We start from the raw sequence: 19,929 nt of genomic DNA on the forward strand, positions 1-19,929 counted from the left end.
TCACCCCGGAATCATGCCAGGGCTGCAATCTCCTGGATAAAGTCCAGAAGCGCCCGGACCTTGGCCGGCGGCAGGTGGCGCGAGGGATGATAGGCATAAAGCGGAAAGCGTTCTTCCGACCATTCCGGCAGGATCTGCACAAGCTCGCCTCGCGACAGCAAGGGCGCCAGGCCGATCGCGAGGCTCTGGAAGATGCCCTGACCGGCCAGGCAGGCGGCCATCGCCGCCGAAGGGTCATCCATGACCAGGCGGCTGGAGACTTTGACTTCGCTGACCTCTGTGCCGCGCTGGAACTCCCAGGCAAACGGCAGGCCGGTCTGCGGATCCCGGAAGAGGATTGTTTCGTGGTGAACGAGGTCGTGCGGCGATTGCGGTTCGCCGTGCTTTTCGAGATAGGCCGGCGCGGCAACCGTCAGGACACGGGTCTCCAGCAGCTTGCGCACGATGAGAGATGACGCATCGGGCGGGCCGAAGCGCACCGCCACATCGATGCCAGCCATCATCTCCTCACGGTAGTTGCTGGTGAAGAAATCGACCGAAAGCAAGGGGTAGCGGGCCAGGAACTGCTGCAGCCTCGGCGCCAGCACCATGCGCGCGAACCATGGGTCCACCGAGACTCGCAGCCGGCCTCGTACGATCGCCGCGGCGCCCGCGGCCTCGGCGGCCGCCTCATCCAGGCCGGCAAGAAGCGGCATCACCTGAGCGTGGAAGCGGCGTCCTTCCTCGGTGAGGCTGACCCCGCGTGGATTGCGGTCGAACAGCCGCACGCCGACCCGCGCCTCCAAACGCGCGACGGCCCGGCTGACCGCCGACGGCGTCAGGCCGAGCATCTCGGCGGCGCGGGCGAAATTCCCGGCCTCGGTCACCGCTGCCAGGACGCCGACGCCGGTTAGCAGCCGCGTGTCGAAAGCCATTCGATCTCCCTTCGCCCCCCGGTTGCCGGCCTGCCCCTTCCGGCGATGGCGAGCAGTGAATTTGAGTCACTATAGCACTGACTTTAATGCGCGTGAATCACACATGAGTGCGGCTTACAACGGCGGCGTCACCGCGAGCGGACCGAGCAAGCCGTATTTGCTTCGATCCGGAAAGGAGCCAGCAATGAACGACCTCACACGCAGAACCATGCTTCAGCGCGGCGGAATGCTGGGAGCCATCCTGGCTCTCGATGCGGTCAGCCCTGCCTTGGCCAAGACAATTTCAGGCGGCCCGCCGGCGCGATTCAAGGCGATCGATGCCGCCTTGCGCGAAGGCGTTGCACGAAACGACGTGGCCGGTGTCATCGCTGTCGCAGCGACGTCGAAGGGCGTGGTCTACGAAGGCGCGTTCGGCAAGGCCGACGTCGCGACGGGCACGCCGATGACGCTGGACACGGTGTTCTGGCTGCTGTCGATGACCAAGGCCTTCACCGCGACGGCCTGCATGCAGCTGATCGAGCAGGGCCGCCTGCACCTGGACGACGACGCGCCGAAATACCTGCCTGAACTGGCCAACCCGCAGGTCCTCGAAGGTTTCGCCGACGATGGAACGCCGCGTTTGCGGCCGGCCAAGCGGGCGATCAAGGTTCGGCATCTGCTGACGCACACCTCCGGCTACACCTACTCGGTCTGGAGCGAGGCGCTGACCCGCTACGAGAAGGTGGCTGGAATGCCTGATATCGCGACCTGCAGGAACGCCGCCTTTACGGCGCCGCTCGAGTTTGAGCCCGGCGAGCGGTGGGAATACGGCATCAGCATGGATTGGGTCGGCAAGCTGGTCGAGGCGGTGTCGGACCAGTCGCTCGAGATCTATTTCCGCGAGAACATCTTCGCCCCGCTCGGCATGAAGGATTCAGGCTTTCTGATCGGCAGCGGGCAGAAGCGGCGTGTCGCCACCTTTCACAGTCGCCGTGCCGATGGCGGGCTCGAGCCGGCGCCTTTCGAGATGCCGCAACGGCCGGAGTTCTTCATGGGCGGTGGCGGCGCCTTCTCGACGCCGCGCGACTACATGGCCTTCCTGCAAGCGCTGCTCAACGGCGGCGCGCTGCATGGCGTCCGCATCCTGCGGCCGGAGACGGTCGCCATGATGATGCGGAACCAGATCGGCGAGCTCAACGTCCAGGAGATGCACTCGGCGCAGCCCGCCTATTCCCGCAACTTCGACCAGTTCCCGGGACAGGAGCACAAATGGGGCCTGTCCTTCGACATCAATATGCAGCCCGGACCGAACGGACGCTCCGCCGGCAGCATCTCCTGGGCCGGCCTGCTCAACTGCTACTTCTGGCTCGACCCGGTCAAGCACGTTACCGGCGCGCTCTTCACCCAGGTCCTGCCCTTCTACGACGAGCGGGTCGTCGGGCTGTACGGGGAATTCGAGCGCCGCCTCTATGCCGGGCTCGCCTGAGCCCAGACGACAAACACAAACCTTCTGGAGACCCATCATGTATGCAATCACCGGTATAACCGGCAAGGTCGGCGGCGTGCTTGCGCGCAGCCTGCTCGCCAAGGGCCTGCCCGTCCGCGCCGTTCTGCGCGACGCGGCCAAGACGAATGAGTGGCGAGACCGGGGCTGCGACATCGCACTCGCCGAGATGGACGATGCGGCAAGCCTGACGTCGGCCTTCAGCGGTGCCGCGGGTGTCTTCATCCTGCCGCCCTCCGAGTTCGACCCGGAACCCGGCTTTCCCGAGGCCAGGCGTGTCATCGCGGCCGTGACGGCGGCTCTGGCCAAGGCCCGCCCCGGCAAGATTGTCTGCCTGTCGACCATCGGCGCGGATGCGCCGCACGAAAACCTGCTGACCCAGCGCACGCTGCTGGAACAGTCGCTGCGGGAGATTGGGCTTCCGGTCACCTTGCTGAGGCCCGCCTGGTTCATGGAGAACGCGCTCTGGGACGTTGCCTCGGCGCGCGACGAAGGCGTGCTGTACAGCTTCCTGCAGCCGGCGGACAAACCGGTCGCGATGGTGGCGACGCAAGATGTCGGGCGGCTGGCGGCCATGCTTCTCCAGGAGGAGTGGAGCGGGACGCGGGTCGTCGAGCTGGAGGGGCCCGCGCGCGTGTCGCCAAACGATATCGCCCGCGCCTTTGCCACCGCGCTGGAGCGCACGGTCCGGGTCGAGACGGTGCCCCGCGAGAGCTGGGAGCAGATTTTTCGCACCCAGGGAACGCGAAATCCATCGCCCCGGATGCGCATGCTCGACGGCTTCAACGAAGGATGGATCGAGTTCAGCGAGCACGGTCGGTCGGCGGTCAAAGGGATGACGACGCTCGACGACGTCATCGCCGAACTGGCGAGCAGGGGCAACGCAGCCGCCTGACATGATCACGGCTGCTGTCGACGACTCTCTGCACTGCTATGGATAAGTTCAGCCCGGTACCCAAATCGGCCTCAGGCCGGCGAAGCCTTTGCTGCAACAGGGAAACCGACAACCACCGCCAGGCCGGGACGCCGGTCCTCAAGCACGACGGAAGCGCCATGCAGGTCGGCGATGGCCCGCACCAGGCTGAGGCCGAGTCCGCTGCCGGGCGTGGTGCGGCTCGTGTCCAGCCGGTAGAGCCGCTGGAACACTTTTTCGCGCTCCTCGGTCGGGATGCCGGGACCGTTGTCGGCGATCTCGGCAACAATGCGATCGCCTTGCCGGCTTACCATCAGCTTGATGAGCGTGCCATCGGGGCAATGGCGCAGGGCGTTTTCGACCAGATTGGCAAACAGTTGCGTCAGCAAATCGCGATCGCCATGAACCAGGCATGGCGCGCTCTGGACAATGTCTGCCGACAGCGACTTGCCGTCATCCTCGGCAACGCCGGCATAGATCTCGGCAATGGCTTCGACGACGCCGTTGAGGTCGAGATCGACGAAGCGCGCCTTGCGGGCGCCGGCCTCGATCTGGGCAATGCGCAACAGCGCATCGAAGGTCTCGTTGATCTGCAGGCTTTCCGTGCGCGCCTCCGTCAACTCGTCGGATACGGCCTCGCCCCGCGCGGTCTTGTCGGCGGCCGCCTCCAGAATCATTTGCAGCCGGTTCAGTGGCGTCTTCAGATCATGCGCGATGTCGGCGCTGACCTGGCGCATGCCGTCGACCAGCGCTGCCAGCCGTTCGAGTGCGGCGTTGACCTGTGAGGACACGCCATCAATGTCGTCGCCATTGCCGAGCAGGGGAATGCGGGCATCGAGCCGGCCGTTTGAGACATCATCCATGGTGGCGGCGATGCCGTCGAGGCGGCGCTGCACGCGCGACGCCAGCAAGGCGCCGCCGGCCACCGCGAGCCCCGAGATGATCAGGGTTGCCCAGCCGAAGCTCATCAAAACGATGCTCTCCAGCTCCTTGATCTCGGACAGCGAGAAGGCGACGGTCAGGCTGTCGGAGCCGACCGAGCCGGACCAGGCACGGTACATGGTGCCGGGCGGCACGCCCGGCAGGGAAACTGCGAAATCCGAAAAGCCGTCGGGCAAATCGGCGGCGGTGAAATTCCCGGCCAGATGATTGCCGGCGGCATCGGTCAGCGAGAACAGCTGTTCCTTGCTGGGGCTGAGCGCGGCATGGCTGTCGACCGCCGAGACCAGATCCTCCTGGTCGTTCTCGGCATAGGTCACCGCGACGACCGAATAGGTTTCCCTGACCGACTGGTCCAGCTGCTCGGCAAGATCGGCGCTCATCAGCTGGTAGACGATGGCGCCGGACAGGATGAAGGCGAGCACGAACAGCAAGGCGAAGGTGAGTGCCAGCCGGAACGGCGTGCTGCGCAGCAGGCTGGCGCTTGTTTCCTTCATCGCGCTAGAGCGTGATGCCGAAAAGTGTGACGCGGTTTTCGGGCGACATCATGCTCTATCCCTTTGATTTAGAGCCGGATTCAGATTTCAGGTCGATACGACCTGAAATCATCCGGCTCTAGGCGGACTTCGGCCAGAACAGCCATAACAGCGCCAGTGCCGCCAATATCCAGACTGCAATCATGAAGACCAGTCCGGCCTTGCCAACCGGCCTGTCGCGGCGCGTGGCCGCATCGCGGAATTCCTGCATGAGATCGGCTGGCACCAGCTTGACCGCAAGCATGATGCCGAGCGGGACGATCAGCAGATCATCCAGATAGCCGATGACCGGGATAAAATCAGGAATGAGGTCGATAGGGCTGAGAGCATAGGCTGCAACCGCCCCGGCAGCGGCCTTTGCATACCAAGGCACACGGGGATCGCGGGCGGCAAGCCACAATGCCACCGTGTCGCGCTTGATGCCGCGCGCCCATCGCTTTGCAGAGTCCAGCATCGACATTTCGCTTATATACGGACAGCCAGTCGGACGTGCGAGATGCGATCGAGCATGGTCCATTCAACTCGACGCGTGCAAGCTGTAGCCGGTGTTGCGCACGGTGTGGATCAACGCGGTTTCGAACGGCCTGTCGATCTTGGCCCGCAGCCGGCTGATATGGGTTTCGACGACGCTGGTCTTGGGGTCGAAATGGAAATCCCAGACCCGCTCCAGAAGCATGGTGCGGGTGATGACACGGCCTTCGCCGCGCATCAGCACTTCGAGCAGGCTGAATTCGCGGGGCTGCAGGTCGATGGCCTGGCCCTGCCTGGTGACGCGGCGCAGGATCAGGTCCATTTCGAGATCGCCGATGCGCAGTGTTGTTTTCTGCTCCTGCGCCGCCGGCCTGCGGCCGAGCGCATTGATGCGGGCGAGCAGTTCGGAAAAGGCGAAGGGTTTTACCAGATAATCGTCGCCACCGGCCTCGAGCCCCTCGACGCGGTCGTCGACACCGCCGACCGAGGTCAAAAAGATCGCCGGCGTGCGGACGCCAGCGGCCCGTACCGCCTTGATCATCGACAGGCCGTCGAGGCCGGGCAGCATGCGGTCGGCGACGATCACGTCATAGGCATCGCGGGTTGCGGCAAACAGCCCGTCACGGCCATCGCGCAGCAGGTCGCAGATATGGCCTGCCTCGCTCAGGCCCCTGACGACATAGTCGGCGGTCCGGGGGTCATCCTCGACAAGCAGAAGTCGCATCGTTGTTCCGATCGCTGGTTGACCGCCCCCGGCGAGCCTCTAACGCCCTGTTTTGGCGCAATTCCGGCCGAAAAGCGGTTTCACACTTTTTCCTGGAATAGTCGGTTCCGCCTCGCGATGCCGGATTGTGAGGCGTCACGAGCCGAAAAAGCCGAGCAGCGGCTCCATGGTCTCGAAGCTCCGATCCATTTCATAGGGGCCGATGAGCGGAATGCCGATATGGCCATAGCGGACCGACAGCTGCGCCTCCGATACCGACTCGTCCGCCCCGGCCAAAGCTGCGAGGTAAAGCGCCGAGGCAAGGCCGGTGCGGTCCGATCCCTCCTTGCAATGGATCAGCACCGGTTTGGGCGCCGATTGCAGCACGGCGATCAGCGCCAGCGATTGCTGCTGCGTCAGTTCGGTGCGGGCGTTCATCGGGAAGTCGATATGGCGGATGCCAAGCTCGTTGGCAGCCTTCACTTCCTCGTCGTACCAGGCCTGTCCCGGACCCGCGCCTCGCAGATTGACGATTGTGGCAATGTGATATTTGTCGCGGTAGGCGCGGATCTCGTCTGCGCTCGGCTGGGCCGAGCGATAGGCCTCGCCCGCGACAATGGTGTGGAAATTGTTGTTGAGGTGGGTTGCCGCGAGCGCGCCGCCGGCAACCGCAACGACAGCGACCAGCGACGCCAGCCAGATCCGCATCGACCTGCGTCGTGGTGTGTTCAAATCGGCCATGGTCTCGCTTTCCGTGGTGCGGCTCTCAAAGCTTACTCCGATTCAATCAGGATGCGGTCGTCATCGTCGCCGCTCCTCTTCAGCGTCATATAGAGGACAAGAGCGGCAATGCAGCCGAGAAAGATCACACTGGTGAAGGTGGTGCCGAAGCCGAGCCCGCCATATTCTCCCGGTTGTGACAGCAAATCGCCGAACGAAGCGCCAAGCGGTCGCGTCAGGATGTAGGCCAGCCAGAAAGCGAGGATCGCGTTAAGGCCGAAGGCGAAATAGCCGATGGCGATGAGCGCGATGACCGCGCCGAACAACATGCCGGTGGTGAGGTAGCCCATGTCGAATGTCTCGGCGACCAGGTCGCCGGCCGCGGTGCCGAGCGAGAACGTGAACAGGATCGCCAGCCAGTAGAAGATCTCGCGTCTGGTGGAAACGATCGTATGGATCGAAAGCGTCCTTTCGCTGGCATACCAGACCGCGAACGTCGCAGTGAGCACCACCGTGAAGGCGATGGTGGCGGTTTCCAGGCGCACGCCGAAATTGTCGACCAGATTGTCGGTAACCAGTGTGCCGACGACGCTGATCAGCACCACCGCCAGCCAGTAGGCCCATGGCACATAGCGTTTCTGTGCAAACTGCAAAGCCAGCGCGACGACCAGAATGCCGGTCATGATCAGCGACGTCAGCGGCAGGCCAAGGCCGAGATTGACTGAGAGATAGTCGGCCGCCGTCTCGCCCATGGTTACCGCCAAGAGCTTGATCAGCCAGAATTCGACGGTGACCTCAGGGACCCTGTTGGGCGATGCCAGGGCGGCGGATGCTGTGCTTGTTGACGAGAGCATGATGGTATCCTTGTCGTTTCGGCGGGGATGGCCCGCGCCCGGCATGTGCAGCGAGGCTTGGCGTTACTTGCCCATGATCTTCATGGCCTGGGCGAACAAGTCGTCGGCGCGCTTGTCGTCGTCGGCATTGCAGCGCTCGACGCCTTTGGCCTCGAGATCGGACACTTTGGTCTTGTCCGCGGCGCTCAGCGCCACTGAGGCTTCCGCCGCGCGCAGGGCCTTGAGGGCGTCTTCGCAAGGCGCCGGCGCGGCAGCGGCTGAAAGGACCGGGTTGGCGATGGCAATTGCACCGAGCGCGAAAGCGAGAGCCAGCTTTTTCATCTTGGATATTCCTGTGTTGCGCGGATGTCCCGGCGATGGAGAAACGATCTCCGGCATGTCGGCCGGCACAAGGACCATAGGCAGGCGACCTCGCCGCCATCTGTCCGCCCGCTTACAAATTCGTAAGAATGGCCGAAATCCCCGCCGTTCGCCTCGCAATCGCCGCACGGAAGCGCTAGTGGATGGCGAGACACCGGCGCGATAGGCCCTGCCGGAGAGCAGGATCTATGATGAGCTACTCTCCCCCAAAGCCGGCGGCGAAGGTGTTCGACCAGCACAAGCGGCTGATTGTGGTTCAGGTTGCCGCAGTCCTCGCCATTGTGCCGCTGCTGTTCACCAAGCCCTTTCTCGTCGAAGGGTCGGACGGGCACGAATACATCGAAGCGCTGGGCATCGGCTTCGTGCTGGTCTGCTTCCTTGGCCGGCTGTGGAGCATTCTCTATGTCGGCGGCAGGAAGAACGCCGAACTGGTCACCATCGGCCCGTTCTCGATGACCCGGAATCCGCTCTATTTCTTTTCCACGGTCGGCGCCGCGGGCGCCGGGTTGATGTATGGATCATTGCTGGTGGCGGCGGCCCTGGCTCTGGCGAGCTACCTTGTGTTTCGGGTGACGGCGCGCAAGGAAGCCGAGTTCCTGTTTGGAAAGTTCGGCCCCGCCTACAGCGCCTATGCCGAGCGCACGCCGGCTTTCTGGCCGAACCCGATGCTGTTTCACGACCAGGCTGAACGCCAATTCTCGACAAGAACGTTGCGGCGGACATTCGTGGACGGGCTCTATTTCCTGGCGCTGTTCCCGATCATCGAGACGATCGAGCAGTTGAGGAGCAGCGGCGTGCTGCCGGTGTTTTTCACCCTCTACTGACCGAGCGCCGTGCCGCGCGGCGCACGCTGTAGAGCAGGATGGCGAGGCAGCCGAGCAGAAGCAGGACGCCGCCGGCGAGCGGCGGCAGCGCCAGCAGCTTCACCGCCGCGGTGATCGCCACGATCAACAGCAGCGCCAGCGTCGCCAAACTGCCGTCGTCGATGAACATGCCGACGAGTTCCTTCAGGATGAGGCGGACGATAGTCATCGGGCAGCTCCTTGTGCGGCCTTGGGGTGGCTGTCGCGCAACCAGCGCACGATGGCGAAGGACGCGACGGCGATGATGGCGAAGATGGCCAGTAGCGCCAGATCGGCGCCCGGCCAGTCGGCGCCAAGGCCTTCGCCGGTCCAGAAAATGCCGAAGCTGGTCAACATCAGGCCGACGGCGAATTTGAGTGCATTCTCCGGCACCCGCGCCAGCGGCCGGTGCACCGCAAGGCCGATGATCGTTACCAGGATAAAGGCCGCCAGCGCGCCAAGGCTGGCATAAAAGGTCTGCGCGTGTGCGGCACCGACGGCAATGACTATGAACACCACCTCGACACCTTCGAGCAGCACCGCCTTGAAAGACGCCAGCCCGGCCAGGTAATCGGCGCGGCGGTCATCGGCCTGTTGCTGCAAGGCCGCGGTCTCCTTGGAGAAGGCCGCCTCCTCGTCATGCAGGGCGATGACGCCGACACTGCGCAAAATTGCTTTTCTCAGCCAGCGCATGCCAAACAGGATCAGCAGCACGCCGACGATGAACTGCAGCACGGTGATGGGAACAAGCGCCAGCAGCGGTCCGAAGGCCAGCACCAAAGCCGCCAGCAGCGCCAGCGCCAGTGCGGCGCCCGTCAGCGCCGGCCGCCAGCTGCGGGTGACGCCGACCGCCAGCACGATGGTGAAGGCCTCGACCACTTCGACAAAGGAGGCGAGGAACGAGGCGGTCACAGTGGAAAGTATGGGCGTCAGATCGTGCATGAGGCTATCGGGTCCGGGAATCATCAAGTCGGGAATCACCAGGCATTGAACGATACAGCGCTTCGATTGTAGCGAGAAAGCGAGCGATGAGCAGGCCGGCGGCGCTTCCGGCCCGTCGAGACGGACGCGCTGCGACCGAGCTCGGCCGCAATGCGCCAGCAACGGCCTCGACGTTGCCGGCGGGCCGATGTTGACACCTGGCAAAGCTGCGCACTAACCTGTGGCGTAATCGGTTACGCAACCGATTACGGGTGGATCACAGAGGAGGAAATCATGAGCAAGATAACAAGCCGATCGTGATAGGACTTGTCATTGTGCTTGCCGTCATCCTAGACGCCTACAGGGAGCGGCTTTTGCGGGGTGATCCGCTAGAGGGATAACCGATGACGACGATTGCCGATGTCGCGCGCCATGCCGGAGTGTCGGTCGCAACCGTCTCGCATGTGATGAACCGCACGCGCCATGTCGAGCCGGAGACGGCCGAGCGCGTGCATTCGGCCATCGCCGCTCTGCGCTACAGCCCGAACACGCTGGCGCGCAGCCTGAGGCGTGGCGAGACCAAGACCATCGGCCTGCTTCTGCCCGACAATTCCAACCCGTTCTTCGCCAGCGTGGCGCGCCAGATCGAGGATGCCGGCTTCCTCGCCGGCTATACGGTGATCCTGTGCAACTCCGACGGCAGTGCCGAGAAGGAGGAGCGCTATCTCCAGGTGCTGATGGCCAAGCAGATCGACGGGCTGATCTTCGCCGGCTCGTCCGACCATGCGCGGGTGTTCGCCAACGTTCTGCCCGGCGTGCCGGCGGTGCTGCTCGACCGTGAGATCCATTCGGTCAATGTCGATTCCGTGCTGGTCGATCACGATCATGGCGGCTATCTCGCCGGCCGCTATCTGGTCGGGCTCGGCCACGAAAAGATCGGCGTCATCGGCGGCCCGCGCGATTCGAGTTCCAGCCCAGCCCGTCTGCGCGGCTTCGCCAGGGCGCTGCAGGAAGCCGGGCTCGATCTGCCGGCGAATGCCGTAGTCGATTCCGACTATCACTTCGCCGGCGGCCGTACGGCGATGGAACGCCTGATGGCGCAGGCGCCCGGCATCACGGCGCTGTTTGCCTGCAACGACCTGATGGCCATGGGCGCGCTGACGGTGCTGCGCGGGCGCGGATTGCGGGTGCCCGACGACATGTCGATGATCGGCTTCGACGACATCCCCTATGCCGTCACCACCTGGCCGCCGCTGACGACCATCGCACAGCCGGTCGAGAAGATCGGCACCCGCGCCGTCAGCCTGCTGCTCGCGCGGGTTGCCGAGCCGGCGGCGCATTCGCGCCGCGAAGTGCTTACCCCCGTGCTGGTCGAACGGGAGAGCTGCGCGCCGCTTCGGCAGTAGAGCCAGCCTTCTAGTCTAGGCGTCTGCGCTGCCCCTCACCTGCCTGCCGGCATCCTCTCCCCGTATAGTGACGGGGAGAGGGGCGCTCGCATCGATGGTTCGCCAATCGGCGGCGTTGCAAGACATAGTGCCGAAGGTGAGGTCAGCCACTTTCTCCCCGTCACTATACGGGGAGAAATGCCCGGCAGGGCAATGGGGGGCAGCGCTGCCATGGCAAGCAGAGTTTCGATCGGCTTTGACTACTCGAGCAAATTTCTTCACGCTGCCGGCTGCAGCGCTGCCCTGAGCAGCATGCCGAAGAGATCGCGCGGCTCGTCGGGATCGGCAAGCAGGTCGAGCTCTTCATAGAGGCCGGTGGCCTGGAGCTGGTCGCGGACATAGCGGAGCGCGGAAAAATCCTCGGTGGCGAAACCGACGGAATCGAACAGCGTGATCTGTTCCGCCGTCTTGCGGCCTTCCGCCTGGCCGGTCATCACCTGCCACAGCTCGGTCACCGGATGGTCGGCGTCGAGCTGCTGGATCTCGCCCTCGATGCGTGTCTGCGGTGGGAATTCGACGAAGATGTCGGAGCGCAGCAGGATGTCACGGTGCAGCTCGGTCTTGCCGGGGCAGTCGCCGCCGACCGCGTTGATGTGCACGCCGGAGCCGACCATGTTGTCGGTGAGGATGGTGGCGCACTGCTTGTCGGCGGTCACCGTGGTGATGATGTCGACGCCTTCGACAGCATCCTGACCGGTCGAACAGATGGTGATGTCAAAGCCCTTGCCGGCAAGGTTGCGGGCGCATTTTTCCGAAGCGGAGCGGTCGATGTCGTAGAGCCGCAGCCGGTCGACGCCGAGCAGCGCCTTGAAGGCGACGGCCTGGAATTCGGACTGGGCGCCGTTGCCGATGATGGCCATCGAGCGCGAACCCCTGGGCGCCAGATATTTGGCAGCGACAGCCGAGGTGGCCGCGGTGCGCAAAGCCGTCAGGATGGTCATTTCGGTCAGCAGCATCGGATAGCCGGAGCCGACATCGGCGAGCACGCCGAAGGCAGTGACGGTCTGGCGGCCCTCGCGCATGTTCTTGGGATGGCCGTTGACATATTTGAAGCCGTACATCTTGCCGTCGCTGGTCGGCATCAGCTCGATGACGCCGTCATGGCTGTGCGAGGCGATGCGCGGCGTCTTGTCGAACAGCTCCCAGCGGCGGAAATCCTCCTCGATATAGGCGGCGAGTTCGGTCAGGAACCGCTCGACGCCGATGGTCAGCACCAGCTTCATCATGCGGTCGACGCTGACGAAGGGAACGATGGCAAGGCGCGATGGCTGGGTCATGCAATGCTTCCGGAATGGCTGCGGGTCGGGCGGTCCATGATGCGGCGGCCCATCAGGCTGGCGGCAAGGTCGACCATCAGGGTGGCGGTGCGGCCGCGTTCGTCGAGGAACGGGTTGAGCTCGACCAGGTCGAGGCTGGAGACCAGGCCGCTGTCGGACAGCATCTCCATCACCAGATGCGCCTCGCGGAAAGTGGCGCCGCCGGGCACGGTGGTGCCGACGGCCGGCGCGATGGAAGGATCGAGGAAGTCGACGTCGAGACTGACATGCAGCAGGCCGTTGGCCTTTTCGACGAGGGCCAGGAAGGCGCGCAGCAAGGGCGCGACGCCGTGCTCGTCAATGGTGCGCATGTCGTGCACGGTCACGCCGGCTTCGCTCAGCGCCCGGCGCTCGGCCGGATCGACGCTGCGCAGGCCCATGACGCAGATGCGGGCAGGATCGACGGCGACGGGCAGGTCCGGGAAATAGCCGTTGAAGCCTGGCCGCCCGCTGGCATAGGCGAGCGGCACGCCGTGCAGATTGCCGCTGACGGTAGTGTCGAGCGTGTGGAAATCGGGATGCGCGTCGAGCCACAGCACGAAGAGCGGCCGGCCGCGCTCGGCCGCCCGGCGGGCTATGCCCGACACCGTGCCGGCTGATATCGCGTGGTCGCCGCCAAGGAAGATCGGCATCGCGTCCTCGGAGGCTTCGTATGCGGTTTCGGCGATCGCCGCCGTCCAGGCGGAAATCTCCGGCAGCGCCTTCAGCGCAAGGTTGCCGTGCGCGATAGCGCGCGCCGCAGCCGGTTGCACCGCGCCCCAGTCCTCGACCTCATGGCCGAGTTCGGAGAGAACCGAGACAAGCCCTGCCGTGCGCAAAGCGCTCGGCCCCATCTCGCATCCCATCCTGCCCGCGCCGTCCTGCACCGGCGCGCCAACGATCCTGCAGCGCATGATTCTTTTTGTCCTTGCAATTGATTGGGCGATTGATGGCTGGAATGAACCATCCCGGCCCGGCAGTTTGAACAGGCGAAATTGGCATTTCGAAAAGAATGATTTATCATTCCGATAAGTCATCTTGATCAAAGTGGATAGCAATCATGGATGCGCTCGACGAAAGGCTGGTTACGTTGCTGCGGCACGACGCCCGGCGCAGCATCTCCGATCTCGCGGTCGATCTCGGGGTGTCGCGCGCCACGGTCAGGGCGCGCATGGGGCGGCTGGAAAAGTCGGGCGAGATCATCGGCTACACCGTGGTGCTGCGCGCCGACGCCGTCGACCAGCGGATACGCGGTGTGATGATGATCGAGATCGAAGGCCATGCCGCCGACCGTGTGGTGCGGGCGCTCGGCGGCCTCGCCGAGGTCTCGACCATTCACACCACCAATGGCCGCTGGGACCTGGTGGTCGAACTCGGCACGGCTTCGCTCACCGATTTCGACGCGGTGCTGCGGCGGATACGGCTGATCCCCGGCATAACGGGCAGCGAAACCAGCCTGCTGCTGGCGACGCCGAGGACGACCAGGGCGAGGTTGGCCTAGATCAGGCTGGCGTGTTTACGCAAAGCCAGGGTGCGGAACAGGCGGACGGGTCGGCTGCCTGATGAAGCCTGTATTGGCCTGTTCGGCAATCTCCTCAGCTTCGCTGCGCGTCAGCCCCATCAGCAGTCGGCCTCCTAGCTCGGCCGGAAGAGCTGAAATCAAATCGTAGACAATCCATTGGTCACATGGATCTTGCATGGCTGCGAATCTCATTGGCGCTCCTCTTGTCAGCGCACTTCAATTCTTGAGACGGTCGGATCGTTCCGAAATATCGAGAAACCGCAGACGAAGCGTACGGTCAGAACAGCTTCGGCTGATCGGTCTCCGCAAGCTCGAAATGCATGTAATCTTTGGTTTTCGTGGCCGCGCCCAGCCAGCGCAGGCCGCCGCCATCGCTGGCGGCAAGCCCGGCGGCGGCTTCCGGCGCCAGATTGAAGAAGCCGAAGCGCGTCACCGAGGCGTCGGTGCCGATGATCTTGGGTGTGGTCACCTTGGCGGCCCTGCGGAACAGGTCGGCGGCATCGGCCAGCAGCCGCGCGGTCGACTTGGCCTTGGCCGGTGTGGCGCCGGCGCCTTGCAGCAGCGTGCCAAGATCGGTCAGCTTGGCGGGCACTGCGGTTGCCAGCTGATGCGCGGTGGTGAGCTTGGCCGCCGGCAGTGTCACGCCGCTAAGCCGCTTTGTGGCGTTGCCCATGCCGTCTTTGAGGCCGGCGGCATTGGCAAACGCCGCGACGAAAGCAGTATTGGCCTTCGACAGCACAATGGCTGCCGGCAGCAAGCTGTCGTATAGGCCCCCTGCGCGCAGCTTGACGCTCTCGGCGCCGTAGAGGTCGACGCCGGTGAAGGCTTCGATGATGGCCAGCGGCAGATTGTCCTTCTCGACATTGGGGTTGATCGCCGGATCGATGTCCACCGCCCAGCCGAAGGAATGATTGCTGAGCCGCGTGGGCGAATTGACATTGGGCCTGATGTTGAAACCGCCGACACTCTTGATCCTGGTCAGTGCAGCCGCAGCGCCCTTGGCGGTCAGCAGCGCCACCGTGTTCGCCAGCCTCGCTTTGAGCACGGGATGCACCGGCGACTTGAAGCTCGCCTTGGGGAAGCCGGCGCCCGAGAGCTGGCTGTAATAGGCGTTGACGCGGTCGATTGCCTTGGCCGGATTGCTGGGCGCGCCGAACTGGGCATAGAGCCGGCTGCGGATGTTCTGGAAACCGGCGAAGCCGCCGTTGATGTTGTTTCTGACGAAGGCCGAAAGCTTGTTCCATTCCGCTAATATGGCCGCCGCGCTGGCGGCGGAAGCCGGCGCTGCCTCGAGAGCCGGGCTGATCCGGTCCAGCGCTGTCAGCAGCGCCAGCCGCAGCGTGGCGGCGAGTTCCGGCGGATCAAGGGCCTGCGGCAAGGCCGTTACGGCTGCTGCCTCGAACCCCGGAAACAATGTCGTCTGGAGATGGCCGTCATAGGCTATCAGCTGCTTTTCGAGCTGCGGCCACAGCCAGATCAGCGCCTCGCGATCCCCCACCCGCGACGTGATCGCCGCAACGATCGCCTCGACCCCGTTCTTGACAATCTGGTCAACATTGGCATCGGCTGTCATCGCAAATCCTCCAGGATATAGCGCGACTCGGTCAGAAAGACCGCAGAATCGCGTGCCTCCCATCTTGCCGGCCAGCGCTTGAAAAAAGACGAATCCACTGCACCCCCCGGTCAAGCAGTCGCAAACATCTGACGCGATACTACCGCATCCCGTTTTTCTTTCAACGGCGAAGTGATGCTTTTGTCTCAGAACTATAGTTTGCTCTCCGCAAGCGTCAAAGTCACGAACAACTTGGGCTGCGAGCGGTTGCACCTTGTGGCGATCCGCGTCACCGAAATCAGCGTTGACCGATTGGGCAGATCATCCGCGCCCAACTGTTTTCCTTGGCCCAGGTGCGGCGGGCGCTATCCGGAAATCCTCCACGTAACGGAGGCTTGCTACCGGCCGAGGGTGATGGCAGGATAAAAGGCCGCAACGAGCGGCCTCTGGCGGTCGTTGCGTTCCGATGGATTTTGAAGCATTTTCCCAAGGTGCGGGTTCTCCTCACAATGTGCGGCAGCCTCGTTTCTCCTTGGTCGCCCTTAACTTTTCGCAATGTGCGCTCTGCCTGCCTCAGGCCGCAGGGCATGTAATTCCACGGGGTCAAGCCTCATGACAGAGATTTGTGCTCGAGGCGTATGCCGTCGGCGAAGACAAGGCATCGCGTCACAAACAGCGGCCCCTGGCATTCGTGTCCGGGCGAAGAATGCCGTTGCGTACCTCACGCCCTTATGTCTCAAAACAGGTCGGTAGACCCGCGGATGATTTCGAAGCTGCGGGGTTGCCCACGGTCCGGCGAGAATTCTAAAAGACGTTCATAATGACACAGCACGCAAAAGACGCTCGAATTCTCATGTACAGCCACGACACGTTCGGGCTCGGCCATTTGCAGCGCTGCCGAACGATTGCGCATTCGCTGGTCGGGGATTTCCGCGGACTTCAGGTGCTTATCATTTCGGGTGCGACGATCGCCGGCGCCTTCGACTACCGCGCCCGCGTCGACTTCGTGAAGATCCCCAGCGTCATCAAGCTGCGCAACGGCGAATACACCTCGTTGGAAAAGGATATCGACCTGCATGAGACGCTGAGGATGCGGCAATCGATCATCCGCCACACGGCCGAGAGCTTCCGGCCGGATATCTTCATCGTCGACAAGGAACCGCTCGGCCTGCGCGGTGAGATCGAGGACACGCTGTCCTACCTCAAGACGCGGGGCACCACGCTCGTTCTTGGCCTGCGCGAGGTGATGGATGCGCCACATCTGCTCGAAGCTGAGTGGGCACGCAAGGATGTGATGCGCAAGATCGGCCTGTTCTACGACAAGGTCTGGGTCTATGGCCCTCCGGATTTCTACGATCCGTTGACCGGCCTGGATGTGCCGCCGGCGGTCAGGGCAAAGATGAAGTTCGTCGGTTTCCTGCAACGGAGCCTGCAGCAGAACCAGTTGCCCGGCCACCGGCCTGAGGGCGACTATATTCTGGTAACCACCGGTGGCGGCGGTGACGGCGCCGACCTGATCCACAACGTCATCGAGGCCTATCAGCAGGATCCGCGATTGCAACACAGGGCGCTGATCGTGCTTGGGCCTTACATGCCGGCGCGCAAGCGCAACAAGCTGGTCAGGAAGGGGGCCAAGATCCCCTATGTGAAGATCATCGAGTTCGACAACCGCATGGAAGAGCTGATTGCCGGTGCCAAGGCGGTGGTGGCGATGGGCGGTTACAACACCTATTGCGAGATATTGTCTTTCGACAAGCCGGCGCTGATCGTGCCGCGCATCACGCCGCGCGAGGAACAACTCATTCGAGCAAGGCGCGCAGCCGAACTCGGCCTCATCGACATGCTCTTGCCGGAAGAAGCCGAGGATTCCCAGCGGTTTGCCGATGCACTACAGATGTTGCCGAACCGGCCCCGCCCATCGCAGAGCAATGCGCATCTGACGCTGGAAGGGCTGCCTCATATTTCCGAAATCGTCGCTGAACTGCTCGACCGTCGGGCCGGCCATTACCTTTCGGTCATTGAAGGCACGAACTGAGTTGCAAAACCGCAAGATCGTCGTGGTTCTGAAGGGCTATCCGCGGCTGTCGGAAACCTTCATCGCGCAGGAATTGCTCGGCCTGGAGCGTGCGGGCTTCGACCTGATACTCTTCGCGCTCAGGCGGCCGACCGACGCAAAGCGTCACCCCGTGCACGACGAGATCAAGGCGCCCGTCCATTATCTGCCGGAATATCTGCATAGGGAGCCGTGGCGCGTGCTTCGCTCGCTGTTTGCTTGTCTGCCGCGGCTGGGCTTCTGGCGCGCGCTCGGATCGCTGGCTGCCGATATCCGACGCGACTTTACGCGCAATCGCGTGCGCCGCTTCGGGCAAGCGCTGGTGCTGGCGGCCGAATGGCCGCAAGACGCGGGCTGGCTGCATGCCCATTTCGTGCATACGCCGGCATCGGTGACGCGCTATGCCAGCCAGCTTCGTGGCCAGCCCTGGAGCTGCTCGGCCCATGCCAAGGACATCTGGACTTCGGCGGATTGGGATCTGGCCGGCAAGCTTTCCTCGGCACGCTGGACGGTCACCTGCACGCAGACCGGCTTCGACCGTCTGAAAAAACTCGCCAACGGCAACTCGTCCGTGCATCTGAGCTATCATGGGCTCGACCTTGATCGCTTCGGCAGTTTCGGCGCGGCGCGAAAGCAGCATGACGGCTCGGCGCAGGGCGAACCGGTCACCATTCTGAGTGTCGGGCGCGCCGTTGCAAAGAAAGGTTATGACACGTTGCTGGAGGCCCTCGCCCTCTTGCCTGGTGATCTGGCGTGGCGGTTCGAGCATATCGGCGGCGGTGAGGAACTGGAACGGCTCAAGGCGCTGGCGCGAAAGCTCGGACTGGAGGGTCGCGTCTCCTGGAAAGGCGCGCTGGCGCAGAAAGAGGTGCTTGAGCACTATCGCAGCGCCGACATCTTCGCCCTGGCCTGCAGAATCACCGCGGATGGCGATCGGGACGGTCTGCCAAATGTTCTGGTGGAGGCGGCCAGCCAGCGGCTTGCCTGCGTGTCGACCGATATTTCCGGCGTGCCGGAGCTTTTATCGTCGGATGAAACAGGGTTGCTGGTGCCGACGGAAAGCCCGACTGCCCTGGCACAGGCGCTGGAGCGCCTGATCCGTGATCCCGTGCTGCGCGCCCGCCTCGGCGACGCCGCGGAGCGGCGCGTGCGCGGCAATTTCGATCATATGGCAAGCATCGGACAGCTCAAGGACCTGTTCGAGCGGGAGTGGCGGGCCGCCGAATGAGGCGGCTGCGCGCTTTGTTCTATGTCCAGCACCTGCTCGGCATCGGCCATCTCGCGCGCGCCAGCCGCATTGCGGCGGCTATGGCCGATGACGGGTTTGACGTAACCGTCGTGACCGGCGGAGCGCCGATCGCGGGCTTTCCGGGACCGGGCGTGAAATCCGTAACCCTGCCGCCTGTGACCTCCGGTGACGAAGGATTTTCCGGACTTGTCGACCTGCAGGGCAAACCCATCGACGATGATTTCAAGAAATCGCGCTCCGAGATGCTGCTGCAGGCATTTCGGGATTGCAGGCCTGACATCGTCATTATCGAAGCGTTTCCCTTTGGGCGCCGGCAGATGCGTTTCGAACTCTTGCCGCTGATCGAGGCCATCGATGCGACGTCGCCGAGACCGCTGCTGGCGACGTCCGTGCGCGATATCCTTCAGGAGCGCGTCAAGCCGGGCCGAAACGAGGAAACGGTCGATCTCATCAACCGGCATTTCGACCTTGTCATGGTCCATGGCGATCCGGCTTTCGCAACCATCGACAAGACATTTCCACTGGCCGGGGCGATCAAAGCCGAGATCGCCTACACCGGGCTCGTTGCCGCGCCGCCGGCGCCCACGGCCTCCGAGCGTTTCGACGTTCTGGTCTCGGTTGGCGGCGGGGCCGCCGGAAAGAGCCTTGTCAGATCCACTGTCGCAGCGGCGCGGAATGCCGACAACGCCTGGAAATGGTGTTTGATCACCGGCCCAAACCTGCCGAAGGACGAGTTTGACGCGATCTCAGGCGATGCCGTGCCGGGCCTGTCCATCTTCCGGTTCCGCGAGGATTTCGCCAGCCTGCTGACCGGCGCCCGGCTGTCAGTCTCGCAGGCGGGTTACAACACGGTCTGCGATGTCCTGCGCGCGGGGTGCCGCTCGCTGCTCGTTCCCTTTGCAGCCGGCGGGGAAACCGAACAGACGGTTCGCGCCCTGATGCTCGAAGAACTCGGTCTTGCTGCGGTGCTGACGGAAAAGGACCTGACGCCTGAAGGTCTGGCGCAAGCGATCGAACAGGCGCTTGCGGGGCCGGCGCCAGCCGCGCATCGTCTCGATATGGAAGGCGCGCGTCGCTCAGCGCAAATCCTGCGCGAGCGGTGTCGAACCTGGTCCCCGACATCCTGATGTGGGGTCGCGTCTGGGTTCGGTTCGCGC

General features: G+C 63.8%; 21 protein-coding genes. 8 read left to right on the forward strand and 13 right to left on the reverse strand.

Annotated elements, in window-relative coordinates; genetic code table 11:
* Positions 1–11 precede the first annotated feature (11 nt).
* Positions 12–914 carry a LysR family transcriptional regulator gene (locus tag H0241_RS25295; protein WP_181060565.1) on the reverse strand — a complete coding sequence of 301 codons (903 nt, stop codon included), beginning with the start codon at positions 912–914 and terminating at the stop codon, positions 12–14.
* Between the two features lie 184 nt (positions 915–1,098).
* Between H0241_RS25295 and H0241_RS25300 the strand changes: the two genes are divergently transcribed.
* Both H0241_RS25300 and H0241_RS25305 read left to right on the forward strand, forming a co-directional pair.
* The gene (locus H0241_RS25300) at positions 1,099–2,379 is read left to right on the forward strand and encodes a serine hydrolase domain-containing protein (RefSeq protein WP_181060566.1); all 1,281 of its coding nucleotides are present in this window, start codon (positions 1,099–1,101) and stop codon (positions 2,377–2,379) included.
* A 37-nt stretch (positions 2,380–2,416) separates the two neighbouring features.
* Positions 2,417–3,292, forward strand: a complete 876-nt coding sequence (locus H0241_RS25305; protein ID WP_181060567.1) for an NmrA family NAD(P)-binding protein — start codon at positions 2,417–2,419, stop codon at positions 3,290–3,292.
* Positions 3,293–3,363: 71 nt separating this feature from the next.
* Here the strand turns inward: H0241_RS25305 and H0241_RS25310 are convergent, their stop codons facing one another.
* The 6 genes from H0241_RS25310 to H0241_RS25335 all read right to left on the reverse strand — a co-directional run bounded on the left by H0241_RS25310 (position 3,364) and on the right by H0241_RS25335 (position 7,854).
* A complete protein-coding gene (locus H0241_RS25310) occupies positions 3,364–4,746 on the reverse strand; it encodes a HAMP domain-containing sensor histidine kinase (RefSeq protein WP_181060568.1) in 1,383 nt (460 codons plus the stop codon).
* Between the two features lie 118 nt (positions 4,747–4,864).
* Complete coding sequence (locus H0241_RS25315; RefSeq protein ID WP_181060569.1) at positions 4,865–5,245, reverse strand: YkvA family protein; 381 nt, start codon at positions 5,243–5,245, stop codon at positions 4,865–4,867.
* A gap of 57 nt (positions 5,246–5,302) precedes the next feature.
* A complete protein-coding gene (locus tag H0241_RS25320; protein ID WP_181060570.1) occupies positions 5,303–5,980 on the reverse strand; it encodes a winged helix-turn-helix domain-containing protein in 678 nt (225 codons plus the stop codon).
* Between the two features lie 135 nt (positions 5,981–6,115).
* Positions 6,116–6,700 carry a tyrosine-protein phosphatase gene (locus tag H0241_RS25325; protein ID WP_235984468.1) on the reverse strand — a complete coding sequence of 195 codons (585 nt, stop codon included), beginning with the start codon at positions 6,698–6,700 and terminating at the stop codon, positions 6,116–6,118.
* A gap of 32 nt (positions 6,701–6,732) precedes the next feature.
* Positions 6,733–7,533, reverse strand: coding sequence for a COG4705 family protein (locus H0241_RS25330; protein ID WP_181060571.1), 801 nt, complete (start codon positions 7,531–7,533; stop codon positions 6,733–6,735).
* Positions 7,534–7,596: 63 nt separating this feature from the next.
* A complete protein-coding gene (locus tag H0241_RS25335) occupies positions 7,597–7,854 on the reverse strand; it encodes a hypothetical protein (protein WP_181060572.1) in 258 nt (85 codons plus the stop codon).
* Positions 7,855–8,084: 230 nt separating this feature from the next.
* Here H0241_RS25335 and H0241_RS25340 point away from each other — a divergent pair, with 230 nt between their 5' ends.
* Positions 8,085–8,717 carry a methyltransferase family protein gene (locus tag H0241_RS25340; RefSeq protein ID WP_181060573.1) on the forward strand — a complete coding sequence of 211 codons (633 nt, stop codon included), beginning with the start codon at positions 8,085–8,087 and terminating at the stop codon, positions 8,715–8,717.
* On the opposite strand, the gene H0241_RS25345 is transcribed toward H0241_RS25340, so the two are convergent.
* Together H0241_RS25345 and H0241_RS25350 are read right to left on the reverse strand one after the other, a co-directional pair.
* Positions 8,704–8,925 carry a hypothetical protein gene (locus H0241_RS25345; RefSeq protein ID WP_181060574.1) on the reverse strand — a complete coding sequence of 74 codons (222 nt, stop codon included), beginning with the start codon at positions 8,923–8,925 and terminating at the stop codon, positions 8,704–8,706. The genes H0241_RS25340 and H0241_RS25345 overlap by 14 nt on opposite strands.
* Positions 8,922–9,677, reverse strand: coding sequence for a COG4280 domain-containing protein (locus tag H0241_RS25350; RefSeq protein ID WP_181060575.1), 756 nt, complete (start codon positions 9,675–9,677; stop codon positions 8,922–8,924). The genes H0241_RS25345 and H0241_RS25350 overlap by 4 nt, the downstream gene beginning before the upstream one ends.
* A 383-nt stretch (positions 9,678–10,060) precedes the next feature.
* Between H0241_RS25350 and H0241_RS25355 the strand changes: the two genes are divergently transcribed.
* Positions 10,061–11,062 carry a LacI family DNA-binding transcriptional regulator gene (locus H0241_RS25355; protein ID WP_181060576.1) on the forward strand — a complete coding sequence of 334 codons (1,002 nt, stop codon included), beginning with the start codon at positions 10,061–10,063 and terminating at the stop codon, positions 11,060–11,062.
* 257 nt (positions 11,063–11,319) lie between these two features.
* Here the strand turns inward: H0241_RS25355 and H0241_RS25360 are convergent, their stop codons facing one another.
* Complete coding sequence (locus tag H0241_RS25360; protein WP_181060577.1) at positions 11,320–12,378, reverse strand: ornithine cyclodeaminase; 1,059 nt, start codon at positions 12,376–12,378, stop codon at positions 11,320–11,322.
* On the reverse strand, positions 12,375–13,310 hold the full coding sequence (gene rocF / locus H0241_RS25365) for an arginase (RefSeq protein ID WP_181060578.1): 936 nt from the start codon (positions 13,308–13,310) through the stop codon (positions 12,375–12,377). Before rocF ends, H0241_RS25360 begins: the two co-directional genes overlap by 4 nt.
* Positions 13,311–13,456: 146 nt before the next feature.
* On the opposite strand from rocF, the gene H0241_RS25370 reads away from it, so the two are divergent.
* Positions 13,457–13,897 carry an Lrp/AsnC family transcriptional regulator gene (locus tag H0241_RS25370; protein ID WP_181060579.1) on the forward strand — a complete coding sequence of 147 codons (441 nt, stop codon included), beginning with the start codon at positions 13,457–13,459 and terminating at the stop codon, positions 13,895–13,897.
* A 15-nt stretch (positions 13,898–13,912) separates the two neighbouring features.
* Here the strand turns inward: H0241_RS25370 and H0241_RS25375 are convergent, their stop codons facing one another.
* Both H0241_RS25375 and H0241_RS25380 read right to left on the reverse strand, forming a co-directional pair.
* Positions 13,913–14,110, reverse strand: coding sequence for a hypothetical protein (locus H0241_RS25375; RefSeq protein WP_181060580.1), 198 nt, complete (start codon positions 14,108–14,110; stop codon positions 13,913–13,915).
* An 85-nt stretch (positions 14,111–14,195) separates the two neighbouring features.
* Positions 14,196–15,491, reverse strand: a complete 1,296-nt coding sequence (locus H0241_RS25380; RefSeq protein WP_181060581.1) for a M15 family metallopeptidase — start codon at positions 15,489–15,491, stop codon at positions 14,196–14,198.
* A 799-nt stretch (positions 15,492–16,290) separates the two neighbouring features.
* Between H0241_RS25380 and H0241_RS25385 the strand changes: the two genes are divergently transcribed.
* From H0241_RS25385 to H0241_RS25395, 3 genes are read left to right on the forward strand one after another with little or no spacing between them, the layout of a single operon-like run.
* Complete coding sequence (locus H0241_RS25385; protein WP_181060582.1) at positions 16,291–17,505, forward strand: glycosyltransferase family protein; 1,215 nt, start codon at positions 16,291–16,293, stop codon at positions 17,503–17,505.
* Position 17,506: 1 nt separating this feature from the next.
* The gene (locus H0241_RS25390) at positions 17,507–18,751 is read left to right on the forward strand and encodes a glycosyltransferase family 4 protein (RefSeq protein ID WP_181060583.1); all 1,245 of its coding nucleotides are present in this window, start codon (positions 17,507–17,509) and stop codon (positions 18,749–18,751) included.
* Positions 18,748–19,899, forward strand: a complete 1,152-nt coding sequence (locus H0241_RS25395; RefSeq protein WP_181060584.1) for a glycosyltransferase family protein — start codon at positions 18,748–18,750, stop codon at positions 19,897–19,899. The genes H0241_RS25390 and H0241_RS25395 overlap by 4 nt, the downstream gene beginning before the upstream one ends.
* The last annotated feature ends 30 nt before the right edge of the window (positions 19,900–19,929 follow it).

The organism is Mesorhizobium neociceri, from assembly GCF_013520985.1.
Taxonomy (GTDB): domain Bacteria; phylum Pseudomonadota; class Alphaproteobacteria; order Rhizobiales; family Rhizobiaceae; genus Mesorhizobium; species Mesorhizobium neociceri.

Excerpts from the sequence above, each read along its gene's own strand:
- H0241_RS25295 (WP_181060565.1), bottom strand. The coding sequence starts at position 914 with ATGGCTTTCGACACGCGGCTGCTAACCGGCGTCGGCGTCCTGGCAGCG.
- H0241_RS25300 (WP_181060566.1), top strand. The coding sequence starts at position 1,099 with ATGAACGACCTCACACGCAGAACCATGCTTCAGCGCGGCGGAATGCTG.
- H0241_RS25305 (WP_181060567.1), top strand. The coding sequence starts at position 2,417 with ATGTATGCAATCACCGGTATAACCGGCAAGGTCGGCGGCGTGCTTGCG.
- H0241_RS25310 (WP_181060568.1), bottom strand. The coding sequence starts at position 4,746 with ATGAAGGAAACAAGCGCCAGCCTGCTGCGCAGCACGCCGTTCCGGCTG.
- H0241_RS25315 (WP_181060569.1), bottom strand. The coding sequence starts at position 5,245 with ATGTCGATGCTGGACTCTGCAAAGCGATGGGCGCGCGGCATCAAGCGC.
- H0241_RS25320 (WP_181060570.1), bottom strand. The coding sequence starts at position 5,980 with ATGCGACTTCTGCTTGTCGAGGATGACCCCCGGACCGCCGACTATGTC.
- H0241_RS25325 (WP_235984468.1), bottom strand. The coding sequence starts at position 6,700 with ATGGCCGATTTGAACACACCACGACGCAGGTCGATGCGGATCTGGCTG.
- H0241_RS25330 (WP_181060571.1), bottom strand. The coding sequence starts at position 7,533 with ATGCTCTCGTCAACAAGCACAGCATCCGCCGCCCTGGCATCGCCCAAC.
- H0241_RS25335 (WP_181060572.1), bottom strand. The coding sequence starts at position 7,854 with ATGAAAAAGCTGGCTCTCGCTTTCGCGCTCGGTGCAATTGCCATCGCC.
- H0241_RS25340 (WP_181060573.1), top strand. The coding sequence starts at position 8,085 with ATGAGCTACTCTCCCCCAAAGCCGGCGGCGAAGGTGTTCGACCAGCAC.
- H0241_RS25345 (WP_181060574.1), bottom strand. The coding sequence starts at position 8,925 with ATGACTATCGTCCGCCTCATCCTGAAGGAACTCGTCGGCATGTTCATC.
- H0241_RS25350 (WP_181060575.1), bottom strand. The coding sequence starts at position 9,677 with ATGCACGATCTGACGCCCATACTTTCCACTGTGACCGCCTCGTTCCTC.
- H0241_RS25355 (WP_181060576.1), top strand. The coding sequence starts at position 10,061 with ATGACGACGATTGCCGATGTCGCGCGCCATGCCGGAGTGTCGGTCGCA.
- H0241_RS25360 (WP_181060577.1), bottom strand. The coding sequence starts at position 12,378 with ATGACCCAGCCATCGCGCCTTGCCATCGTTCCCTTCGTCAGCGTCGAC.
- rocF (WP_181060578.1), bottom strand. The coding sequence starts at position 13,310 with ATGCGCTGCAGGATCGTTGGCGCGCCGGTGCAGGACGGCGCGGGCAGG.
- H0241_RS25370 (WP_181060579.1), top strand. The coding sequence starts at position 13,457 with ATGGATGCGCTCGACGAAAGGCTGGTTACGTTGCTGCGGCACGACGCC.
- H0241_RS25375 (WP_181060580.1), bottom strand. The coding sequence starts at position 14,110 with ATGAGATTCGCAGCCATGCAAGATCCATGTGACCAATGGATTGTCTAC.
- H0241_RS25380 (WP_181060581.1), bottom strand. The coding sequence starts at position 15,491 with ATGACAGCCGATGCCAATGTTGACCAGATTGTCAAGAACGGGGTCGAG.
- H0241_RS25385 (WP_181060582.1), top strand. The coding sequence starts at position 16,291 with ATGACACAGCACGCAAAAGACGCTCGAATTCTCATGTACAGCCACGAC.
- H0241_RS25395 (WP_181060584.1), top strand. The coding sequence starts at position 18,748 with ATGAGGCGGCTGCGCGCTTTGTTCTATGTCCAGCACCTGCTCGGCATC.